Source organism: Acidovorax sp. (assembly GCF_046291265.1).
Lineage (GTDB): Bacteria > Pseudomonadota > Gammaproteobacteria > Burkholderiales > Burkholderiaceae_C > Acidovorax.
Genome location: NZ_JBKBTV010000004.1, coordinates 25,434 through 45,180, shown reverse-complemented (window position 1 = coordinate 45,180; position 19,747 = coordinate 25,434). Strand labels below are relative to the sequence as shown.

The window sequence follows — 19,747 nt, the reverse complement described above, 5'->3', positions numbered from 1 at the left end:
TTGCAAACCCGTGCGGCAAACACCGGACCCGTGATTTTACCTGCCTGCTGCAGGGGTGGCCGTCGGACCAGGCAATGGCGACGGCTGAGCCGCCGCCACCTGAGCACCAGTGGCGGTACCGCCAGCACTCAAAAACTTCTGAGGATCCTGAAAAACCCCTTGCACCAGGACTTCAAAATGAAGATGTGGGCCGGTCGAGCGCCCCGTGGTGCCGACCTCTGCAATCTTCTGCCCCCGGCGCACGATGTCCCCTTGTTTGACCAATGTGCGCGAGGCATGGGCATAACGGGTGATCAGTTGATTGCCGTGGTCCACCTCGATCATGTTGCCGTAGGCCGAGTGGTATTCCTGGGTGACCACCACACCACCCGCCGCAGCCAGGATTGGCGTGCCCGTGTCCGCCTGAAAATCAAGTCCGGTGTGCAGGGCCGACTGGCCGGTGATCGGGTCCACGCGCCAACCAAAGGCGGAACCTGCCGCCCGGCCGGTCACCGGAGCATGGGTAGGAATCATCTTTTTGCGGATGTGCTGGTCGAAAAGACGGGATTCCAGCACCGTCATCAAGTCCACCCGCTGGTGGGTCAGGCGCTCCATCTCATCGAGCGTGGCCTGCAGTTCTTCCAACGACAAATCTCGCGCACCGACCAGCACACCACCGCGCCCATCGGCTTTGGGGACATCGGCGGGCGCCATGCCTGCAAGTCCTAAAACCCGATCACCCAGAGATTCGAGTTGCACCATGCGCGCCTGCATTTCGCCGACCCGTCGCGCCATGGCATCCAGGTTGGCACGCATGAAGCGGTCCCGCTCAGCGAACTCATCCTTGACCACAAGGCGCACCAGCGAACCCACAATGGGCCACCCTTCGCGTGCGCCTTTGAGGAAAACCCAGTGGTACAGACTGGCGGCCACGAGCATGAGGCACAAAGAAACCGCAAAACCCGCCAAGAGCAAACGCGTGCCAGACAGATGAATGGCCCGGCTACGCGCCAGCCTAGCGTCCGTGATAATCAGATGCACTACTAGTTCTCCACGCCCGAAGACGCCACACCATGAACCGCCGCCACTACGCAGTCAGCCTGCAGCAAGCCAGCGAGGAATCCCCCACGCTGGCCAAGCTCACAGCGCTGACCCGTGACTCCAGTGATCGGCTCAAAGCGATTGAATTGCTGATTCCCGCAGCACTCCGACCCGCCGTCCAAGCCGGTCCCATCGATGGGGACAGCTGGTGCCTTCTGGTCAAAAGCAATGCCGCAGCGGCAAAAATACGCCAGCTGCTGCCTGCATTGCAGGCGCATTTGCGCAGCCGGGGGTGGGAGGTTAACGCGATTCGCCTGAAAGTTCAAACCTGACGACCTGCGTCTGAACCGGGGAATGCGAAGAAAAGAAGAATTTGGTGCCGGTTGTCGGAATCGAACTGACGACCTACCGCTTACAAGGCGGGTGCTCTACCAACTGAGCTAAACCGGCGAAGGCTGGATTCTATGTGAAAAAACAGCCCTAAAAATCGAAATCGAGGCTATTTGACGCGCTTCAGCGAAGGCCGCGCTCCGCCCGCAGTCGGCGGAGGTCGCGGTGCATCCCCGCCATCATCTTTTTTACCCTCTTCCGTGGTCACCAACTGCACCACGCGGTCTTCCGAAACCGGCGCAGTCACGGCAGACTCCGCATCCGTTGGCGCAACGACTTGCGCCAACGCTGTGGTGGTTGTGGCGACATCGCCCCCCACCAGGTTATCGACCGGCGGAGGAAACGCCATGCCTTGGCCGTTCTCGCGCGCATAAATTGCGATCACTCGCCCGACCGGCACCAGGATCTCCCGGGGCTTGCCACCGAAGCGCGCTTTGAACTCGATGAACTCGTTGCCCAGCTGCAGTGAACTGGTGGCGTCAAAACTGATGTTCAGAACGATCTCACCATCCTTCACATACTCGCGCGGCACCTGCACGGAATCATCCACACGCACCGCCACATAAGGCGTCAGCCCGTTGTCGGTACACCATTCGTACAGGGCACGAATGAGATAGGGGCGCGTGGACGTGGATTCCTGAGCGTTCATGAAGAAGTAGGTTGGCGGCTGCGGTGAAGGAAGGAATGGACAGCAAGCCGAGGCTTACTTGCGCATCACCTTTTCGGAGGGTGTGAGCGCCTCGATGTAGGCAGGGCGCGAGAAAATGCGTTCGGCATACTTGAGCAGCGGGGCGGCATTCTTGCTCAGATCAATGCCGTAGTAGTCCAAGCGCCACAACAGAGGGGCAATCGCAACGTCGAGCATCGAGAAGTTGTCGCCCAGCATGTACTTGTTCTTGAGGAACACCGGCGCCAGCTGCGTGAGGCGATCACGAATGTGCGCGCGCGCTTTTTCCAGCGCCTTCTCATTGCCCTTGGTGGCGCGCGATTCGAGGATGTTCACATGCACGAACAGCTCCTTCTCGAAGTTGAGCAGGAACAGGCGCACACGGGCGCGGTCCACTGGGTCGCCGGGCATGAGTTGTGGGTGCGGAAAACGCTCGTCAATGTACTCATTGATGATGTTCGACTCGTACAGGATCAGGTCACGCTCGACCAGAATCGGCACCTGGCCGTACGGGTTCATCACATTGATGTCTTCGGGCTTGTTGTACAGGTCCACATCGCGGATTTCAAAGTCCATGCCCTTTTCAAACAGGACGAAGCGGCAGCGGTGGGAAAAGGGACAGGTCGTACCCGAGTAAAGCACCATCATGGTGGGAGGCTCCTAAAAATCAAAAGAGTGGGACGCCGAAAGCGCCCACTCTGTAAAAACCCAATGGCACCCCGAAGGGTGCTTTCGATGGATTCAGCGTTTACTTGACGTCCTTCCAGAAGGCTGCGTTCAGCCTCCAGGCGATGAGTGTGAACACGCCGAGGAAGATCAGCACCCAGACACCGATGCGCTTGCGGGTGTTCTGTGCGGGCTCTGCCATCCATTGCATGTAATTCACCAAATCACCGACCGCCTCGTCGTATTTGAGCGGGGTCAAGAGACCGGGTCTCACCTGCTCCCAGCCCTTGAAAACCTGGGTCTTGTGACCATGGCTTTCGTGCTCTTCAAACACAGGACGGCGATCCCCCTGCAGTTCCCACAATGCGTGGGGCATGCCCACGTTAGGGAACACCAAGTTGTTCCAACCCGTCGGCTTGGCTTCGTCGCGGTAGTAGGTGCGCAAGTAGGTGTACAGATAATCTGCACCCGAACCACCGGCGCCAGCACGCGAGCGGGCAATCACTGTCAAATCGGGAGGGTTCGCGCCAAACCAGGCCTTGGCCTGCTTGGGGTCAATGGCCGCTTTCATCGTTTCGCCCACTTTGTCGGTCGTGAACAGCAAGTTGTCTTTGACCTGCTGGTCCGAAAGACCGATGTCTTTCAGGCGGTTGAACCGCATGAAAGCTGCCGAATGGCAGTTCAGGCAGTAGTTGACGAAAATCTTGGCGCCGTTTTGCAGAGAAGCCAGGTCGTTCGTCTTGTTAGGCGCCTTGTCCAGGGGAATGCCACCGCCTGCGGCGAACGCAGAACCCACAGCAAGACCAAGGGCAGCAACCAGCGTGAGGAAAATTTTCTTCATTGTTGTTATCTCCTGGGGCTCAGTGTGCAACAAACGTCACACGGTCAGGCACGGGCTTGGTCTCGCCAATGCGGCTCCACCAGGGCATCAACAGAAAGAAGCCGAAGTAGAACAGCGTACCCACTTGCGAGACCCGCTCACCCAAAGGCGATGGAGGCTGCACACCCAGGTAGCCCAGGATCAGGAAGTTGATCACGAAGATGCCGTACAGGTACTTGTGCCAATCAGGGCGGTAGCGGATCGACTTGACCGGGCTGAAGTCCAGCCAAGGCAGAAAGAACAGGATGATTACAGCACCACCCATCACCACCACACCCCAGAACTTGGCATCAATCGCCAGCATCAGCGCACAGGCCACGACGGCTGCACCCACAATGCCGATCTTGATGAAGCTGGGCAACTTGGCCTTGAAAACACCAAACGCTGCAGCGCCCACCACGCACAGAATCAGCGCATACATCATCTCGCTGGTGATGGCACGCAGCATCGAGTAGAACGGCGTGAAGTACCAGACAGGCGCAATGTGCAGCGGCGTCACCAGCGGATCGGCGGGGATGAAGTTGTTGTACTCCAGGAAGTAGCCACCAAACTCGGGCGCAAAAAACACCACGGCGGTGAATGCCATGAGGAACATGCTCAACGCAAAAATGTCGTGCACCGTGTAGTAAGGGTGGAAAGGCACACCATCGAGCGGCTTGCCATTGGCATCCTTGGGCGCCTTGGGGCCCTTGATTTCCACGCCATCGGGGTTGTTGGAACCCACGTCATGCAGCGCCAGCAAGTGCGCAACCACCAAGCCGAGCAGCACCAGCGGCACAGCAATCACGTGGAAGCTGAAGAAGCGGTTCAGCGTAGCGTCACCCACCACGAAGTCACCACGGATCAACAGCGCCAGATCAGGGCCGATGAACGGGATGGCGGCAAACAGGTTCACGATCACCTGAGCGCCCCAGTACGACATCTGGCCCCAGGGCAGCAGGTAGCCCATGAAGGCTTCGGCCATCAGGCACAGGAAGATGGCGCAGCCAAAGATCCAGACCAGCTCACGCGGCTTGCGATAGCTGCCATAGATGAGGCCTCGGAACATGTGCAGATACACCACCACAAAGAAGGCCGAGGCCCCGGTGGAGTGCATGTAGCGGATCAGCCAGCCCCAGGGCACATCGCGCATGATGTACTCGACCGAAGCGAACGCCAAATTGGCGTCGGGCTTGTAGTGCATGACCAGGAAAATGCCGGTCACGATCTGGATCACCAGCACGACCAAGGCGAGCGAGCCGAAGATGTACCAGAAGTTGAAGTTTTTCGGAGCGTAATACTCCGACATGTGCACTTTGTAGGCGTCAAAAGCGGTCGGGAAGCGGTTCTCAAACCAGTTCGTGACCTTGGCGCCTGCGGAAGCGTTGGGGGAGATTTCCTTGAATTCAGCCATGTCGATGTACCTCAGGCCTTCTTGTCTTCGCCGATCAACAGCAGTGTGTCGGACAGATACATGTGCGGCGGCACTTCCAGGTTGTCAGGCGCCGGCTTGTTTTTGAAGACCCGGCCGGCCACGTCGAACGTGGAACCATGGCAGGCGCAGAGGAAACCACCGTGCCAGTCGTCCGGCAGGGACGGCTGAGGACCGGTCTGGAACCTGTCGCCCGGCGAGCATCCAAGGTGGGTACAAATGCCCACACCCACAAACACGTCGGGCTTGATCGAGCGGTGCTGGTTTTTGGCGTACTCGGGGGTGGGGTACGTATTGCGATCCGACTTGGGATCGGCGAGTTGCGGCTCGGTCTGCGCGAGGGACTCCAGCTGCTTGGGAGTGCGCTTCATGATCCACACGGGTTTGCCACGCCATTCGACCGTCAGCTTCTCGCCGGGCTGGAGGGCCGAAATATCCACCTCTACAGCGGCACCGGCCGCTTTGGCTTTTTCCGAAGGCTGAAAACTACTGACGAAAGGCACTGCAACTGCCACTCCGCCAGCGGCACCGGCACATCCGGACGCAATCAGCCACGTCCTTTTACTGGTGTCGACTGGTGTGTCACTCATGGGGATCCTCGGTAAACATCGCTATTGTTTGGGTCAACCGCGAATTGTAGCGGAGTGAAAATGGTTATTTCAAGGCGCTGGACTGTCTTGACAGGGCATTGGACTGGGCAATACTCCGCCATCACCATTCATACACGGAGGAACATCATGGGAATGATGCAAGAGTTCAGGGAGTTCGCGGTCAAGGGCAATGTGATTGACTTGGCGGTAGGCGTCATCATTGGCGGCGCATTTGGCAAGATCGTGGACTCGGTGGTCACTGACCTGATCATGCCGTTGGTGGGACTGGTGTTTGGCAGGCTTGACTTTTCCAACCTGTTTGTGGTGCTGGGCACCGTGCCAGCAGGCACAGCGATGACGCTGGATGCGATCAAAAAGGCTGGCGTGCCCGTTTTTGCCTACGGTAACTTTTTGACCGTGGCAGTCAATTTCATCATTTTGGCGTTCATCATTTTCTTGATGATCAAACAAGTCAATCGCCTCAAGCGCGAAGCCCCCGCACCGGCGGCTGCACCCGCCGTGACGCCCGAAGACATCGTGCTGCTGCGTGAAATTCGCGACAGCCTGAAGAAGTAACAGCAACGGCCACAACAGCTGCAGCTGCAGCTGTTGTGAGGCCGCTTCAGGCGCAGAGCGCTCGCGCCATGCGCACTGCCTCGATGAGGCTCGCGGGGTCGGCCACGCCCTGCCCTGCGATGTCGAACGCCGTGCCATGGTCCGGGCTGGTGCGCACCAGCGGCAGGCCCAGCGTCACATTCACCCCCTTGTCCACCCCCAGGTATTTCACCGGGATCAAGCCCTGATCGTGGTACATCGCAATCACCACATCGAACTCACCCTGGCGACCCGGCGTGTTGCGCGCGCGCATGAACACGGTGTCTGGCGCCAGCGGATCCGACACGTCCAACCCCTGCACCCGCGCGGCGGCGATGGCAGGGGCGATGATGGCGGCCTCCTCGTGGCCAAACAAGCCGCCCTCGCCTGCATGGGGGTTAAGGCCCGCCACAGCGATGCGGGGCGCGCGGCCCAGGCTGCGCAGCAACGCGGCGTGGGTGATCTGCAGGGTTTGCAACACGTTGTCGAAGGTGACCGCCGCTATCGCGTCGCGCAGCGGCAGGTGGATGCTGACCAGCACCGTGCGCAGCTCGTCGTTGGCCAGCATCATGCGCACCGGCATGTGCGACACGGCAACGCCCTGGTGCGCGGCAGCCTCGGCCTGCAGCAACTCGGTGTGCCCCGGGAACACAACCCCCGCGGCGGACAGCGCCTCTTTGTGCAAAGGCGCCGTCACCAGCGCCGCCACCTCCCCGCGCAACGCAGCGCGTGCGGCCCAGACCACGCTGTCGGCAGCCGCGCGCCCGGCGTCTGCGCTGACCTGCCCCCACGGCTGGGGCCCTGCGATGCCGGGCAACTGCAGCACGGGGATACAGCGCGGTGGCACATCCCATGCGTCAGCTGGCGCGGCGATCTGCGCCACAGGCACCGTCGGCACGCCCGGGCGCGCAACCGCGTGCGCAGCGCGCCGCAACGTAGCCACGTCTCCCACCACAAAACACCCGCGCAAATCGGACTGCGCATCACGAAACGCCTTGGCGACCGTTTCGGGGCCGATGCCTGCAGAGTCTCCCTGGGTAATGGCAATGGTGTGCATGAAAAATATGAGTCAAATTGGCCTCTAGCGCTTATCTATCAAGCGCTAGCAGCTATTAATAAGTGAGTAACCGCAGACTTTGCCTCTACGCCGGGTTGTCAATCTCGATGAACTGATGGGCCAACCCATAGCGCCCGGCCACCTGCGCTGCCACGGCGGGGGCACCGTACCGCTCCGTGGCGTGGTGTCCGGCAGCGATGAAGCTCACCCCCATCTCGCGCGCAAGATGCGCCTGGGGTTCCGAAATCTCCCCGGTGATAAAGGCATCGGCACCCGCCGCAATGGCGGATTCGAAGTAGCCCTGAGCCCCCCCGGTGCACCAACCCACACGGCGGACAGGGCGTGCAGTGCCGTTTTCTGCCGCTTCGGGCTGCACCAGCGTCACCGGGCGGCCCAGCGCGTGGGCCACATGGTCCGCCAGCGCCCGCCCGTCCGTAAATGCAGCGGGCGCCACACAACCCAGATCCTGCTCGCCAAACCGGGCGTCGGCCACCCAACCCAGCACGCGGCCCAACTGGGCGTTGTTGCCCCATTCGGGGTGGGCGTCCAGCGGCAGGTGGTAGGCATACAGGTTGATGTCGTGCGCCAGCAGCAGTTGCAGGCGCTGCTTCATCCAGCCCGTCACACGGCCGTCCTGCCCACGCCAGAACAGGCCGTGGTGCACAAAAACGGCATCAGCGCGGGCGGCAATGGCTGCCTCGATCAGCGCACGGCTGGCGGTCACGCCACTCACGATGCGCGTGATCTCTGCCTTGCCTTCGACCTGCAGGCCGTTGGGGCCATAGTCCTTGAAGCGCTCGGGTTGCAGCAGGCCGTCAAAAGCCTGCAAGAGTTCAGTGCGTGAAATGCTCATGCCGGTATTGTCGCTGCCGCCCCAAAGGAACAAGGCGCCACAGGGGCGCCTTGTTGTGCTAACGATCAGCCGCTGGAACCATCCGTCACCGGTAAAGCACCTGCGGCAGCCACAGACCAATGGCCGGGAACTGGTACAGCAGCACGATGGCCAGAATCTGAATGCCCATGAACGGCAACATGCCCGCAAAAATCTGGTTCAGCGTCACATGCTTGGGCGCCACTCCTTTCAAATAGAACGCACTCATGGCCACGGGCGGGCTCAAGAACGCGGTCTGCAGGTTCAGCGCCACCAGCAGACCGAAGAACAGCGGGTCCACGCCAAAGTTGTCCAACAGCGGGATGAAGATGGGCATGAAGATCACGATGATCTCGGTCCACTCCAGCGGCCAGCCCAGGATGAAGATGATGACCTGCGAGAGCACCAAAAACTGCGTCTTGGTGAGGTTCATGCTCAGCACCCACTGCTCGACCAACTCTTGCCCGCCCAGCAAGGCAAACGCCGCCGAGAAAATCGCCGACCCCACAAACAGCCAGCACACCATCGCGCTGGTCTTGGCCGTGAGGAACACCGATTCCTTCACCACGCTGAAGGTGAGCTGCCGGTAAGCCGCCGCCAGCACAAAGCCCCCAAAAGCTCCCACGGCCGCTGCCTCGGTCGGTGTCGCCAGGCCAAACACGATGGAGCCAAGCACCGCCAAAATCAGCACCAGCAGCGGGAAGAAGCTGGACAGCAGCATCTTGAAGACTTCGAGCCGCGCGTAGCTCAGGATGGCATAGAACGTCACCAGTGCCAGGGCGCCTACGCCCAGGCCGATCCAGAACCCGGTGGGCGCGGGTTTGGTGGTGGCGGCAGGTTCGCCGGGGGCTGCCGTGTCAGCACCGGCTACCGCGGCTGGCGGCTCAGGCACAGCGGCGGCATCCGACCCTTGGGGGGCAGACTCTGCGCCCGGCGGTTCGGCCACCGCATCGTCGCTGGGCGGCTCTGCCAAACCTGAGCCCTCTGGCTCGGCGAGTCCACCACTGGACGAAGCCTGGTTGGTGCCGGACCCCATGGCCTGCAGCTCGGTGTAGGCCTCCACCACCACCACCCGGGTGGCGCTCTGGTAACTGGCCAAAGCGGCGGCAGCAAAAAGCACGGCGGGCAGCAACGCCACCCCCAACTGGCCCAGCAAGTAGCGGGTCGAGACATTTTGATTGCGTTTGCCCTTGAGGGCGTTGACCAGGCTGCCCAGCGCCCAACGGTCGGACGTAGCGCCAATCGCCACAAGGCCGGGCGGCAAAGGAACATAACGCTGCTCGGCCGTGAGCGGCGGCGCCCACGCTGGCTTGAGCTTGGCCATGATGATCACGTACACGATGTACAGGCCCGCCAGCATGATGCCGGGGAAGAACGCGCCCGCGTACAACTGCACCACCGACACACCGGCCGTGGCGCCATACACGATGAGCAGCACAGAAGGCGGAATCAGGATGCCCAGACAACCGCCAGCAGTGATGACGCCCGCCGACAGCCGAACGTCATACCCCGCGCGCAGCATCTGCGGCAAGGCGAGCAGCCCCATCAACGTGACCACCGCGCCGACGATGCCCGTGGCAGTGGCAAACACCGCGCAGGTCACCAGCGTGGCCACGCCCAGCGAGCCAGGAACGCGGGCCAGCGCCAGGTGCAGGCTGCGAAACAGCTTGTCAATCAGGTTGGCACGCTCCACCAGGTAGCCCATGAAGACAAACAGCGGAATCGAGATCAGCACGTCGTTGCCCATGACCGAGAACGCGCGCTGCACCATCAGATCCAGCGTCTGCTTAAGCGCCCCGGCAGTCGTCTGCCCCCCCGAGTGGTAGGCAAAAAAGGCGAACATCATCCCCATGCCCATGAGGGTAAAGGCCGTCGGAAAGCCCAGCATGATGGCCACCACCACCAGCGACAGCATCAACAGGCCGTAGTGGCCGTTGGTCATCTTGTCCACACTGAACACCATCACGATGGCAGCCAGAATGATCAGCGCCATCAGCGTAAAACCGAAATACAGCTCCTTGCGAATCTTCATCACTGGCCCCCTTTCTGTACGACCAGGCGGTCCAGCGCTTCGATGTCGGCGTCTTTGACGTTCACCATCTGTTTGAGCTTGTCCACATCCACTTCCTCGACATCGTCCTCGCGTTTGGGCCAGGTCCCGTCTCGAATGCAGATCACGCAGCGAATGATTTCCACAATGCCTTGCAGCAACAAAAATGCGCCTGCAAGCGGCACAACGAACTTGAACGGATACAGGGGTATTGGGTCGGCATTGAAGGTTTGCTCGCGCATGGCCAGTGAGTCCTGAAAGTAGTACCAGCCCGCGAACGTGAGCGCGATGATGCCGGGCAGAAAAAAGAGGATGTACAGGACCAAATCCACCCAGGCCTGCGTGCGGGGTGCAAAGAATCCATAGAGCACGTCCCCGCGCACATGGCCGCTTTTGGCCAGCGTGTACGCCCCTGCGGTCATGAACAGCACGCCATACAACATGATCTGCACGTCCAGCACCCAGGCGTGCGGTTTGTTGAGAACGTAGCGGGAGAACACCTCCCAGGTAATCAACAGCGTGAGCGCAACGACACTCCACGCACAAGCCTTGCCGAACCAGGTCGAAATCCGGTCTACGGCGAGTAATAGTTTTTGCATGGCTTACCTATCTTGGAACAGAAAAAAGGCGCCTGGAGGCCATTGCCTGTAGGCGCCCTTGCTTCACAGCTACCGCTTAGGCCTTCTTTGCGCCCTTGCCAAAATAATGGTTGTAGGCCATCTTGAAGTCCACCATGTAATCGTTCTGCCATTGGCCCGCGCGCTGGGCGAAGACTTTCTGCGATTCCAGGATCTTCTTGAAAAGCGCGTTCTCACCGCCCTTCTTGGTGATGATCTTGTCCCAGGCAGCCAATTGGGCGCGCAAGATCGCATCGGGCGTTTTGTAGAACTTCACGCCCTGCTTCTTGAGTTCTTCGTAGTCCTTGGAATTGCGCTCGATGGCCTTCCAGCTCATGTCGGCACTGGCAGCTTGCACTGCGTAATCGACGATGGCCTTGAGCTCGGCGGGCAGCGCCGTGAGCTTGGTCTTGTTGAACAGGATTTCGAACTGCTCCCCGCTTTGGTGGAAGCTCTGCAACATGCAGTTCTTCACCACATCGGGGAAGCCCAGCACGCGGTCCGACGAAGCGTTGTTGAACTCGGCACCGTCGATCAGGCCGCGATCCAGCGCGGGCACGATTTCGCCGCCTGGCAGCGGGTTCACGGCAGCGCCCATCTCGGTGTACATGTCCACGGCAAGGCCCACCGTTCGGAACTTCACACCCTTCATGTCTTCGGCCTTGGCGATGGGCTTCTTGAACCAGCCAAACGGCTGCGAGGGCATGGGGCCGTAAAGATAAGAGACCACATCCAGGTTCAGCGACGCGTAGATTTCCTCAAGCAGGGCCTTGCCACCGCCGTAGTTGTGCCAGGCAAGCACCATGTTCGGGTCCATGCCGAAGGCGGGTCCCGAGCCCCACAGCGCCAGCGCCGAGTTCTTGCCGTAGTGGTAGGCCACCACACCGTGGCCGCCATCGAGCGTGCCTTTGGCCACTGCCTCCAGCAGCTGAAACGCTGGCACCACCGCGCCCGCAGGCAACACCTCGATCTTGAGGCGGCCGCTGGCCATGTCGTTGACCTTTTTCGCGAAGTCCTGCGCGTACTCGTGAAAGATGTCCTTGGCAGGCCAGGTGCTCTGAAAGCGCAGACTCGTGGTCGTCTGCGCCGTGGCGACCATGGGGGCGCTCAGGGCGCCCGCCGCAACGGCGGCTCCCTTGAGCAGGCTGCGGCGGCGCGGTGTATTGCTATGCGTCATAGATGTCTCCGTAATGTTGATGCAATCTACTGTTGCGATTTCATTGTCGGCATCGCTAGCGCCATCCCTACAGGGTTTACACCATCGGCAAAATGACGAAAGCGGCAAAAAGGATGAAAAAAATTTCACGGGCACCACCCCCGCAAAAACCCGGGCCGTCCGCCTCGCCGGAAGCCCCTGATCGCGGGTGGACAGGCCATTCGGCGACAATCCTGCCCTGTCCGCCGCACGGCGAAACCGCGTTTTTACGCCCCTGTCCTTGAGTCACACCCCAACACCATGAAGCGCATTTGGCTCCTCTTCTCCCAGGCCGTGACCGTGCTCGTTGCCGCCTACTTTGTAGTTGCCACTTTGCAGCCCGGCTGGCTGGACCGGGGTACCACGCGCTCCGGGGCGGGGATTGCCTTGATCGAAGCGCCTGGCGCGCCCGCATCCCAACCCGCGTCGGGCAGCTTCAGCGCCGCAGCCCGCAAGGCTTCGCCGGCGGTGGTCAGCATCAACACCAGCAAGGCGGTTCGGCACCCGCGCAGCAACGACCCGTGGTTCCAGTTCTTCTTTGGCGACCAGGGCAGCCAGGCGCAGGCGGGACTGGGCAGCGGTGTGATCATCAGCCCCGACGGCTATGTGCTGACCAACAACCACGTGGTCGAAGGCGCCGACGAAATCGAAGTCACGCTGACCGACAGCCGCCGCACCCGCGCCAGCGTGATCGGCACCGACCCCGACACGGATCTGGCCATTCTCAAGATCGACCTCGACAAGTTGCCTGTCATCGTGCTGGGCAATTCGGACCAACTGGCCGTCGGCGACCAGGTGCTGGCCATTGGCAACCCGTTTGGCGTGGGCCAGACCGTGACCAGCGGCATCGTCAGCGCGCTGGGCCGCAGCCAGCTGGGCATCAACACGTTTGAGAACTTTATTCAGACCGACGCCGCCATCAACCCCGGCAACTCGGGGGGTGCGCTGGTGGATGTCAACGGCAACCTGATGGGCATCAACACCGCCATTTATTCGCGCTCCGGCGGCAGCATGGGCATTGGTTTTGCCATTCCGGTGTCCACGGCCCGCCTGGTGCTGGACGGCATCGTCAAGGACGGCCAGGTCACCCGCGGCTGGATCGGTGTGGAGCCCAACGAGCTGTCCCCCGAACTGGCCGAGACCTTTGGCGTGAAAAAAGCCACCGAAGGCGTGATCATCACCGGCGTGCTGCAGGACGGCCCTGCGGCGCAGGCAGGCATGCGACCGGGTGACGTGATCGTTCAGGTGGATGGCAAAAAAGTGGGGAATGTGTCGGAGCTGCTCACCGCAGTGGCCGCCCTCAAGCCCGGCGAGGCCTCGGCGTTCAACGTGCAGCGCGGCGACACGATGGTGGAGCTGAACATCAGCCCGGGCGTGCGACCCAAGCCCCAGCGCAATGTGAGGCGGTAAAGGAGTCGAAGCCCCCCTGAGCCGCTGCGCGACGTCCCCCTGGGGGGGGACGCCTCCAGCGGCCCGGCGAAGCCGGTTCCGCGGTGGCGCTGGTATCGGAGTGCGCCGATTCTCGGGGTGTGCGCCCAACACGGCAGCACAGCCGCCGAGATGGGGATGGCTTGATTTACTATTAAAAATATAGCTACTGGCGCTTATGGGATAAGCGCTAGAGGCCATTTTGACCATTAATCCCAAGGATCAGGGATTGGAAGCAGGTTCGCTGCCTTCTTCCGGCGCCTTGGTGTGCTTGATGAAAATCTGCGCGGCCCAGATGCCCACCTCGTACAGGATGCACATGGGGATCGCCAGCGACAGCTGTGACACCACGTCCGGCGGCGTCACGATGGCGGCGATCACGAACGCCAGCACGATGAAATAGCCGCGGAACTCGCGCAGCTTTTGGATACTGACGATGCCCATGCGGGCCAGCACCACCACCGCAATGGGCACCTCGAACGAAAGGCCAAACGCCAGGAACATCGACAACACGAAGCTCAGATACGCCTCGATGTCTGGCGCAGCGGTGATGCTCTTGGGCGCAAAGCTCTGGATGAACGCAAACACCTGGCCAAACACCAGGTAGTAGCAAAACGCCACGCCGATGAAGAACAGCAACGTGCTGGAGATGACCAGCGGCAGCACCAGCTTTTTCTCATGCGAATACAGGCCGGGCGCCACAAACGCCCACACCTGCCACAGCACAAAAGGCAACGCCAGCAAAAAGGCGGCCATCAGCAAGATCTTGAGCGGCACCATGAACGGCGAGATCACCGAAGTGGCAATCAGCGTGGCCCCCTTGGGCAGGTGAGCGACCAAAGGCGCAGCCAGAAAGTCGTACAGCTCGCCAGGGCCAGGAAAGAAGAACAGGATCGCCGCCGCAATGCCGATGGCGATGATGGCCTTGACCATCCGGTCGCGCAGCTCCATCAGGTGCTGAACAAACGGCTGCTCGCTACCGGCCAGCTCGTCTTCTTTGGAAGGGGTTTCGGACATGTTGGGTCTTCGTGGGCGTCAGGGTCGTCGCCCGTACAGCGCGCGGGGCGCTGCTGGCTGCTGCATCAGTGGAATTTTTGGGGACGGTAACGGGCCACACGGGCCGCGCCAGACTGCGCCTTGGTGCGCACGCCGCTCTTGGACTTGTACCACTGGGGCATGGCGCCGCGTTTGAGGCGCCAGTTTTTACCCGGGTGTTTATAGGCTGGCACCACCGCCGTCTGGTCCTGCAACGCAGCGCTCGCGGTGTCGGTGGCCTCAGACCAGTCCTTTTCAAAGTCGCTGGCGCTGGTCTGGATGGAATTCTGCACATCCCGTGCAGCGCCTTCCACCGTGTCCTTCATTTTCTTGAGCTCATCCAGCTCCATGGACCGGTTGACCTCGGACTTGACATCGGCCACATACCGCTGCGCCTTGCCCAGCAGGGTGCCGACCGTCCGGGCCACGCGGGGCAACTTTTCGGGCCCGATGACTATCAATGCCACCGCGCCGATCAGCGCCATCTTGGACAGGCCAATATCAATCATGAAGGGTCAAGCGCCAATGCCAATGCGGGTACCAATGCGGAACGCTCGCTCAGCTTTTTTGCTTGGCTTCGACATCGATGGTGGTCTTGTCTGCGGCTTGGCTGTTGGCAACCTGGCCGGCGGGTGGGGTGCCAGCTGCGTCGGCCGAACCGTCCTTCATGCCGTCTTTGAAGCCCTTGACAGCGCCCCCGAGATCGGAGCCCATGTTCTTGAGCTTCTTGGTGCCAAACACCATGACGACGATCAGCAGCACGATCAGCCAGTGCCAGATGGAAAAAGAGCCCATGGAATATCTCCTAACGAATTGCAATCATTTTAGACGGGGGCCGTGACAAGAGTTCAGCACCCTCCCCCGCATGCGGGAAACTACTGGCTCTCGCCGTCAGCCTGGTTCAGCCTTTGAGCCATGGGCGCGGGCCGCCCATCACATGCACATGCAGATGATGGATTTCCTGCCCCCCTTCAAGCCCCGTGTTTACCACGACGCGAAAGCCACCTTCCGGGTACGGGTTGCAGCCCTGCTCCAGGGCCAGTCGGGGTGCCAGCGCCATCATGCGCCCCAGCACGCCCGCGTGTTCTGCGGTGACCTGCGCCATGGAAGGGATATGGACCTTGGGCACCATCAAGAAATGCACCGGCGCCCAGGGATGGATGTCGTGAAAGGCGAAGATTTCTTCGTCTTCATAGACCTTCTTCGAAGGAATCTGGCCTGCGATGATTCTGCAGAAGAGGCAGTTCGGATCGTGCATGGAAAAATGTCCGTACGAAGTTAACAGTTAACCGGGCGCTGCTTGGCCCGCAAGCCATTGAAACCGGCGCGCCCAAAACCAGTGCCCCCATGGAACTGGCTTTGCCAGGCCACCGGTGGCGTCCCCTTGGGGGGAAGGCGCCGTAGGCGACACAGGGGGGCTTCATATATTTTCAGTGATCTTGATGGTCGGCCGCACACCCACATCCTTGCGGTGCGCATGCAGCCAGTCCTGCCCGGCCGTGCGGCCCAGGGCGAACAGCTTGCGCACAAACGACATATCAGCGCGGGTCTTGCTGTCCGCGCCGAACGGTGCCAGCACCGCGCCACCGTCAATGCGGTGCATGCGCACGCTTTTGTAGCGGCGCGCATCCAGCTTGCCCTCGGCCAGCAGGCGGCGCACGAACTCGATGGCGCGCAGCTCGGCCAGCAGGCTGGCGTTGAAGGTGACTTCGTTCATGCGTTCCATGATCTCCTGGCCTGAATGGGGCAACTCCAGGTGTTCGATGGGGTTGATCTGCACCAGCAGAATGTCGGAGGTCTCGGTTTGGTAAATCAAGGGGTGCAGCGCCGGGTTGCCCGAGTAGCCACCGTCCCAGTAGTGCTCGCCGTCGATCTCCACCGCTTTGAACAGCATCGGCAGGCAGGCCGACGCCATCACGGCATCTGCGCTCAGCCGGGGGCCCGAGAAAATTTCGCCGCGCCCGGTGCGCACATTGGTGGCGCACACAAACACCTTGGGTCCCTGCGAAGCAGCGTGAGAACGGTGCGCTGCACACAGCAGCTCAAAATCCACCTCGCGCTCCAGCAGGCGGCGCAGCGGGTTGATGTTGAGCGGATTGGTCTGGTAGGGCGACAGCCATTGGCGCATCATCCCCATCATCGGGTTGGCGGCCGAAAGGGGCGAGCCCCACATCAGGCTGCCCAGCGTGCCCACGCCCTCCCACAGCCGGGTGAGCGTCTCACGCGCCGCGGCGCAGCCAGCCAGGTGCGCTTCGTGCGGGTCTTTGTGCTCCTGCGCGGCCTTGGCAAAGCCGTGGGCCATTGCCACCGCGTTCATGGCTCCCGCACTGGTGCCACTCACCCCGTCAAACTGCCAGTGTCCGTCTTCGAGCAGCGCGTCCAGCACGCCCCAGGTGAGCGCACCGTGCGACCCGCCCCCCTGCAGAGCGAGGTTCAGACGAGGGAGCGGCGCCGCAGCCTCAGGCATCCACTGCCTGGTTTTTGCTCATGGCCAGCATGCCGCGCACGATGCGGTACAGGAACCAGATGGAGATCAGAATCCAGGCGGGGTTGAACAGAAACAAGCCAAGCAGCCAGAACGGCGCTGTGACGATGTACAGAACGCCGACCCAGATCGTCGACCGGATGCGCCACGAGAAATGGTTGGCCTGCCAGGTGCCTTCGGCATCCCCCCGTTTGACCAGATCGATCACCAGCGCAATGATGAGCAGCAGCGCGCTGGCCTGGGCGCCCGGCACCACAGCCCCCACCGCCACGATCAGGTGCAACACATAGCTGACCCAGCCCACATTCTTGAGGCCCTGGGCCTTTTGCTCATTGCTCTGCACATCGATGATGTCGTTCATGGAGACCCTTCTTCAGTGGACCGCGCAACAGCCTTGCGCAACGCTTTTTCTTCGATGCCGCTGGTGCCCTCCCGGCGCTCCAGTTCGGTCAACACATCGGCGGGTGTCAGGCCGTAGTGCGCCAACGCCACCATGGAGTGAAACCACAGGTCGGCCACCTCATAGACCAGCTTGGACTTGTCGGCGCCATGGTCCACGTCCTTGGCCGCCATGACCACTTCCGTGGCTTCCTCACCAATCTTCTTCAGGAAAGCATCCGGCCCCTTGTGCAGCAGGCGCGAGACATAACTTTTATCCGGGTCGCCGCCGTTGGCGGGCTTGCGGCTTTCAATGATGGCAGCCAGTCGTGCGAGGGAATCGTTGGAACTCATGGCTCTTATTTGTAGATGGACTCGGGGTCTTTCAAGACCGGATCGACCGCGTGCCATGCGCCGTCCTTGAGCACGCTGAAAAAACAGCTGTGGCGGCCGGTGTGGCAGGCGATGCCGGGCTCGTGGCCCACCTGGGTGACCTTGAGCAACACCACGTCGTTGTCGCAGTCCAGGCGGATCTCGTGCACGGTCTGCACGTGGCCAGATTCTTCGCCCTTGAACCACAGCTTCTTGCGTGATCGGCTGAAGTACACGGCACGGCCCAGTTCTGCCGTTTTCTGCAGGGCCTCGCGGTTCATCCAGGCAAACATCAGCACGTCGCCCGTGCCTTGTTCTTGCGCAATCACGGGCACCAGGCCCTGCGCGTCCCACTTCACTTCATTGAGCCAGTTCATGCGCGGAATTGTCGGTGATTTGAATGACCGCCCTCCATGCGGGGCGAGGTGATTTGAAGCCATTTTGGCCTCTAGCGCTTATCCAGCAAGCGTTAGCAGCTATCAAAATGAGAGAGCGCCAGAAACCAGGGCGCTGCAGCTGTGCGGTTGGCCGCCCAGTGACGCGCCACGCCATCGGCGGCAAGAACCATAAAAACGATAGCTACCAACGCTTACCCATCAAGCGCTAGAGCCTGTTTTTATCAAAAATTCACTTCACGACCGTGAGAAACACCCACTTGCGATCCCAGTTCTTGCGGCCCAGGTACTTGATGGCAAATGCATAGCGGCCGGGCGGCAGAAAGTCTTGGGTGAGCGTTTCCTGCTGCGTCACCACAGGCTGGCCATTCACGCGCACGCTTTGCTGCGCCACCAGTTCGGACTCGCTCTCCAGATCCTGGCCATCGAGGGCATAAACGGTGACGTCGGGCTGTTCCTTTTCTTCGCCCACATGGGGCAAGCCCATGGCGTTGGGGCGCGTGAGCACGTCGAGCGCCACCTTGCCACCCACGGGTTCCCGCACGATCCAGTAGACCTCGCGCACGTTGTCGTTCAGCTCCTTGAGCAGGGCCTTGAGCTTGGTGTATTCGGCCTTATCGGCAATCACCTGCACGGGCTTGCTGCCAATCGTCGCGTCAAAGCAGCGGCCGATGCGGTCCACGCAAGGCGCGCGATCAAAGTAGCCGCTCGCATACGACGGCGCGGGCACCTGGGCGAAAGCGGGCGCCACCGCCAGAGCAGCCAGCGCAGCCACCAGGGTCAGCGCCCGGCGCGCAGCGTGGTGCAGCCGCTTCACAGGCGCACGGGGATGCCCCGCCCTGCCATGTGCTGCTTGGACTGGCCCACGGTGTACTCGCCGTAATGGAAGATGCTGGCGGCCAGCACCGCATCGGCGCCGCCGATCTGGATGCCGTCGGCCAAGTGGTCGAGGTTGCCCACCCCGCCCGAGGCGATCACGGGCACGCTCACGGCGTCGCTCACAGCGCGGGTCAGCTCCAGGTCAAAGCCCGCCTTGGTGCCATCGCGGTCCATGCTGGTCAGCAGGATTTCGCCCGCGCCGCGCTGCGCCATCTCGGTGGCCCAGGCGATGGCGTCCAGGCCCGTGTTCTTGCGCCCACCGTGGCTGTACACATCCCAACCCGCGCCCACGGGCTGGCCGTTGGCGCCGATGCGCTGGGCATCCTCGGCCGAGCGGCGCTTGGCGTCGATGGCCACCACGATGCACTGCGCGCCGTACTTGGCAGACACGGCGTTGATCACGTCGGGGTTGGCGATGGCGGCCGAGTTGAAGCTGGTCTTGTCGGCGCCCGCATTGAGCAGCCTGCGCACGTCTTCCACGGTGCGCACACCGCCGCCCACGGTGAGCGGAATGAACACCTGGCTGGCCACGGCCTCAATGATGTGCAAGATTAAATCGCGCCCATCGCTCGTAGCGGTGATGTCGAGGAACGTGAGTTCGTCAGCGCCCTGGGCGTTGTAGCGCGCGGCGATCTCCACCGGGTCGCCCGCGTCACGCAGCTCGACGAAGTTGACGCCCTTGACCACGCGGCCTCCGGTGACGTCAAGGCAAGGGATGATGCGTTTTGCAAGCATGGCGCGTGAAAAAGTGGGTTGAGGGAGGGAGA

24 protein-coding genes and 1 tRNA gene are annotated in these 19,747 nt (G+C 61.5%); 3 read left to right on the top strand and 22 right to left on the bottom strand.

All coding sequences use genetic code 11. The annotated features are described in order from the left end of the window. Positions 1 to 36: 36 nt before the first annotated feature. Positions 37 to 1,020 (bottom strand): M23 family metallopeptidase, encoded by a 984-nt coding sequence (locus ACK41V_RS02700; RefSeq protein WP_409777452.1) that lies wholly within the window; start codon positions 1,018 to 1,020, stop codon positions 37 to 39. A gap of 32 nt (positions 1,021 to 1,052) precedes the next feature. Between ACK41V_RS02700 and ACK41V_RS02695 the strand changes: the two genes are divergently transcribed. Then, positions 1,053 to 1,352, top strand: coding sequence for a hypothetical protein (locus ACK41V_RS02695; RefSeq protein ID WP_409777450.1), 300 nt, complete (start codon positions 1,053 to 1,055; stop codon positions 1,350 to 1,352). Between the two features lie 42 nt (positions 1,353 to 1,394). Here ACK41V_RS02695 and ACK41V_RS02690 read toward each other — a convergent pair. From ACK41V_RS02690 to petA, 6 genes are all read right to left on the bottom strand, one after another. Beyond that, positions 1,395 to 1,470: transfer RNA gene (locus ACK41V_RS02690), tRNA-Thr, on the bottom strand. 49 nt (positions 1,471 to 1,519) lie between these two features. Next, positions 1,520 to 2,059 (bottom strand): ClpXP protease specificity-enhancing factor, encoded by a 540-nt coding sequence (locus ACK41V_RS02685; protein ID WP_409777447.1) that lies wholly within the window; start codon positions 2,057 to 2,059, stop codon positions 1,520 to 1,522. A gap of 54 nt (positions 2,060 to 2,113) precedes the next feature. Next, positions 2,114 to 2,725 (bottom strand): glutathione S-transferase N-terminal domain-containing protein, encoded by a 612-nt coding sequence (locus ACK41V_RS02680; protein ID WP_409777445.1) that lies wholly within the window; start codon positions 2,723 to 2,725, stop codon positions 2,114 to 2,116. 100 nt (positions 2,726 to 2,825) lie between these two features. After that, positions 2,826 to 3,584: a cytochrome c1 gene (locus tag ACK41V_RS02675; protein WP_409777442.1), complete on the bottom strand. Its 759-nt coding sequence runs from the start codon at positions 3,582 to 3,584 to the stop codon at positions 2,826 to 2,828. A 19-nt stretch (positions 3,585 to 3,603) separates the two neighbouring features. Further along, positions 3,604 to 5,016: a cytochrome b gene (locus tag ACK41V_RS02670; RefSeq protein WP_409777439.1), complete on the bottom strand. Its 1,413-nt coding sequence runs from the start codon at positions 5,014 to 5,016 to the stop codon at positions 3,604 to 3,606. 11 nt (positions 5,017 to 5,027) lie between these two features. Continuing rightward, on the bottom strand, positions 5,028 to 5,624 hold the full coding sequence (gene petA, locus ACK41V_RS02665; RefSeq protein WP_409777436.1) for a ubiquinol-cytochrome c reductase iron-sulfur subunit: 597 nt from the start codon (positions 5,622 to 5,624) through the stop codon (positions 5,028 to 5,030). Between the two features lie 147 nt (positions 5,625 to 5,771). Here petA and mscL point away from each other — a divergent pair, with 147 nt between their 5' ends. Beyond that, positions 5,772 to 6,200, top strand: a complete 429-nt coding sequence (mscL, locus tag ACK41V_RS02660; protein WP_409777433.1) for a large conductance mechanosensitive channel protein MscL — start codon at positions 5,772 to 5,774, stop codon at positions 6,198 to 6,200. Between the two features lie 46 nt (positions 6,201 to 6,246). Here the strand turns inward: mscL and pdxA are convergent, their stop codons facing one another. From pdxA to ACK41V_RS02635, 5 genes are all read right to left on the bottom strand, one after another. After that, complete coding sequence (gene pdxA / locus ACK41V_RS02655; RefSeq protein WP_409777431.1) at positions 6,247 to 7,275, bottom strand: 4-hydroxythreonine-4-phosphate dehydrogenase PdxA; 1,029 nt, start codon at positions 7,273 to 7,275, stop codon at positions 6,247 to 6,249. Positions 7,276 to 7,360: 85 nt separating this feature from the next. Continuing rightward, positions 7,361 to 8,128, bottom strand: a complete 768-nt coding sequence (locus ACK41V_RS02650; protein ID WP_409777428.1) for a Nif3-like dinuclear metal center hexameric protein — start codon at positions 8,126 to 8,128, stop codon at positions 7,361 to 7,363. 85 nt (positions 8,129 to 8,213) lie between these two features. After that, positions 8,214 to 10,178, bottom strand: coding sequence for a TRAP transporter large permease subunit (locus tag ACK41V_RS02645; protein ID WP_409777425.1), 1,965 nt, complete (start codon positions 10,176 to 10,178; stop codon positions 8,214 to 8,216). Then, positions 10,178 to 10,795, bottom strand: coding sequence for a TRAP transporter small permease subunit (locus tag ACK41V_RS02640; protein WP_409777422.1), 618 nt, complete (start codon positions 10,793 to 10,795; stop codon positions 10,178 to 10,180). Before ACK41V_RS02640 ends, ACK41V_RS02645 begins: the two co-directional genes overlap by 1 nt. A 76-nt stretch (positions 10,796 to 10,871) precedes the next feature. Further along, complete coding sequence (locus tag ACK41V_RS02635; RefSeq protein WP_409777420.1) at positions 10,872 to 11,990, bottom strand: TRAP transporter substrate-binding protein; 1,119 nt, start codon at positions 11,988 to 11,990, stop codon at positions 10,872 to 10,874. A gap of 279 nt (positions 11,991 to 12,269) precedes the next feature. Between ACK41V_RS02635 and ACK41V_RS02630 the strand changes: the two genes are divergently transcribed. Continuing rightward, positions 12,270 to 13,418 (top strand): trypsin-like peptidase domain-containing protein, encoded by a 1,149-nt coding sequence (locus tag ACK41V_RS02630; RefSeq protein WP_409777417.1) that lies wholly within the window; start codon positions 12,270 to 12,272, stop codon positions 13,416 to 13,418. A 240-nt stretch (positions 13,419 to 13,658) separates the two neighbouring features. On the opposite strand, the gene tatC is transcribed toward ACK41V_RS02630, so the two are convergent. The 10 genes from tatC to hisF all read right to left on the bottom strand — a co-directional run bounded on the left by tatC (position 13,659) and on the right by hisF (position 19,715). Further along, positions 13,659 to 14,453, bottom strand: coding sequence for a twin-arginine translocase subunit TatC (gene tatC / locus ACK41V_RS02625; RefSeq protein WP_409777414.1), 795 nt, complete (start codon positions 14,451 to 14,453; stop codon positions 13,659 to 13,661). A gap of 65 nt (positions 14,454 to 14,518) precedes the next feature. Next, on the bottom strand, positions 14,519 to 14,980 hold the full coding sequence (gene tatB, locus ACK41V_RS02620) for a Sec-independent protein translocase protein TatB (RefSeq protein WP_409777411.1): 462 nt from the start codon (positions 14,978 to 14,980) through the stop codon (positions 14,519 to 14,521). Between the two features lie 49 nt (positions 14,981 to 15,029). After that, complete coding sequence (gene tatA / locus ACK41V_RS02615; RefSeq protein ID WP_409777408.1) at positions 15,030 to 15,266, bottom strand: Sec-independent protein translocase subunit TatA; 237 nt, start codon at positions 15,264 to 15,266, stop codon at positions 15,030 to 15,032. Between the two features lie 106 nt (positions 15,267 to 15,372). Beyond that, positions 15,373 to 15,729 carry a histidine triad nucleotide-binding protein gene (locus ACK41V_RS02610; RefSeq protein ID WP_409777405.1) on the bottom strand — a complete coding sequence of 119 codons (357 nt, stop codon included), beginning with the start codon at positions 15,727 to 15,729 and terminating at the stop codon, positions 15,373 to 15,375. A 162-nt stretch (positions 15,730 to 15,891) separates the two neighbouring features. Then, complete coding sequence (locus ACK41V_RS02605) at positions 15,892 to 16,938, bottom strand: patatin-like phospholipase family protein (RefSeq protein ID WP_409777402.1); 1,047 nt, start codon at positions 16,936 to 16,938, stop codon at positions 15,892 to 15,894. Next, on the bottom strand, positions 16,931 to 17,317 hold the full coding sequence (locus ACK41V_RS02600) for a DUF4870 family protein (RefSeq protein ID WP_409777399.1): 387 nt from the start codon (positions 17,315 to 17,317) through the stop codon (positions 16,931 to 16,933). Before ACK41V_RS02600 ends, ACK41V_RS02605 begins: the two co-directional genes overlap by 8 nt. After that, on the bottom strand, positions 17,314 to 17,688 hold the full coding sequence (locus ACK41V_RS02595; RefSeq protein ID WP_409777396.1) for a phosphoribosyl-ATP diphosphatase: 375 nt from the start codon (positions 17,686 to 17,688) through the stop codon (positions 17,314 to 17,316). Before ACK41V_RS02595 ends, ACK41V_RS02600 begins: the two co-directional genes overlap by 4 nt. 5 nt (positions 17,689 to 17,693) lie before the next feature. Then, complete coding sequence (gene hisI, locus ACK41V_RS02590; protein WP_409777695.1) at positions 17,694 to 18,092, bottom strand: phosphoribosyl-AMP cyclohydrolase; 399 nt, start codon at positions 18,090 to 18,092, stop codon at positions 17,694 to 17,696. 241 nt (positions 18,093 to 18,333) lie between these two features. Beyond that, entirely contained in the window at positions 18,334 to 18,918 is a 585-nt protein-coding gene (locus tag ACK41V_RS02585; RefSeq protein ID WP_409777393.1) for a hypothetical protein, read from the bottom strand. Continuing rightward, the gene (gene hisF / locus ACK41V_RS02580) at positions 18,915 to 19,715 is read right to left on the bottom strand and encodes an imidazole glycerol phosphate synthase subunit HisF (protein ID WP_409777390.1); all 801 of its coding nucleotides are present in this window, start codon (positions 19,713 to 19,715) and stop codon (positions 18,915 to 18,917) included. The genes ACK41V_RS02585 and hisF overlap by 4 nt, the downstream gene beginning before the upstream one ends. Between the last annotated feature and the right edge of the window lie 32 nt (positions 19,716 to 19,747).

Excerpts from the sequence above, each read along its gene's own strand:
- ACK41V_RS02695 (WP_409777450.1), top strand. The coding sequence starts at position 1,053 with ATGAACCGCCGCCACTACGCAGTCAGCCTGCAGCAAGCCAGCGAGGAA.
- ACK41V_RS02685 (WP_409777447.1), bottom strand. The coding sequence starts at position 2,059 with ATGAACGCTCAGGAATCCACGTCCACGCGCCCCTATCTCATTCGTGCC.
- ACK41V_RS02680 (WP_409777445.1), bottom strand. The coding sequence starts at position 2,725 with ATGATGGTGCTTTACTCGGGTACGACCTGTCCCTTTTCCCACCGCTGC.
- ACK41V_RS02675 (WP_409777442.1), bottom strand. The coding sequence starts at position 3,584 with ATGAAGAAAATTTTCCTCACGCTGGTTGCTGCCCTTGGTCTTGCTGTG.
- ACK41V_RS02670 (WP_409777439.1), bottom strand. The coding sequence starts at position 5,016 with ATGGCTGAATTCAAGGAAATCTCCCCCAACGCTTCCGCAGGCGCCAAG.
- petA (WP_409777436.1), bottom strand. The coding sequence starts at position 5,624 with ATGAGTGACACACCAGTCGACACCAGTAAAAGGACGTGGCTGATTGCG.
- mscL (WP_409777433.1), top strand. The coding sequence starts at position 5,772 with ATGGGAATGATGCAAGAGTTCAGGGAGTTCGCGGTCAAGGGCAATGTG.
- pdxA (WP_409777431.1), bottom strand. The coding sequence starts at position 7,275 with ATGCACACCATTGCCATTACCCAGGGAGACTCTGCAGGCATCGGCCCC.
- ACK41V_RS02650 (WP_409777428.1), bottom strand. The coding sequence starts at position 8,128 with ATGAGCATTTCACGCACTGAACTCTTGCAGGCTTTTGACGGCCTGCTG.
- ACK41V_RS02645 (WP_409777425.1), bottom strand. The coding sequence starts at position 10,178 with ATGAAGATTCGCAAGGAGCTGTATTTCGGTTTTACGCTGATGGCGCTG.
- ACK41V_RS02640 (WP_409777422.1), bottom strand. The coding sequence starts at position 10,795 with ATGCAAAAACTATTACTCGCCGTAGACCGGATTTCGACCTGGTTCGGC.
- ACK41V_RS02635 (WP_409777420.1), bottom strand. The coding sequence starts at position 11,990 with ATGACGCATAGCAATACACCGCGCCGCCGCAGCCTGCTCAAGGGAGCC.
- ACK41V_RS02630 (WP_409777417.1), top strand. The coding sequence starts at position 12,270 with ATGAAGCGCATTTGGCTCCTCTTCTCCCAGGCCGTGACCGTGCTCGTT.
- tatC (WP_409777414.1), bottom strand. The coding sequence starts at position 14,453 with ATGTCCGAAACCCCTTCCAAAGAAGACGAGCTGGCCGGTAGCGAGCAG.
- tatB (WP_409777411.1), bottom strand. The coding sequence starts at position 14,980 with ATGATTGATATTGGCCTGTCCAAGATGGCGCTGATCGGCGCGGTGGCA.
- tatA (WP_409777408.1), bottom strand. The coding sequence starts at position 15,266 with ATGGGCTCTTTTTCCATCTGGCACTGGCTGATCGTGCTGCTGATCGTC.
- ACK41V_RS02610 (WP_409777405.1), bottom strand. The coding sequence starts at position 15,729 with ATGCACGATCCGAACTGCCTCTTCTGCAGAATCATCGCAGGCCAGATT.
- ACK41V_RS02605 (WP_409777402.1), bottom strand. The coding sequence starts at position 16,938 with ATGCCTGAGGCTGCGGCGCCGCTCCCTCGTCTGAACCTCGCTCTGCAG.
- ACK41V_RS02600 (WP_409777399.1), bottom strand. The coding sequence starts at position 17,317 with ATGAACGACATCATCGATGTGCAGAGCAATGAGCAAAAGGCCCAGGGC.
- ACK41V_RS02595 (WP_409777396.1), bottom strand. The coding sequence starts at position 17,688 with ATGAGTTCCAACGATTCCCTCGCACGACTGGCTGCCATCATTGAAAGC.
- hisF (WP_409777390.1), bottom strand. The coding sequence starts at position 19,715 with ATGCTTGCAAAACGCATCATCCCTTGCCTTGACGTCACCGGAGGCCGC.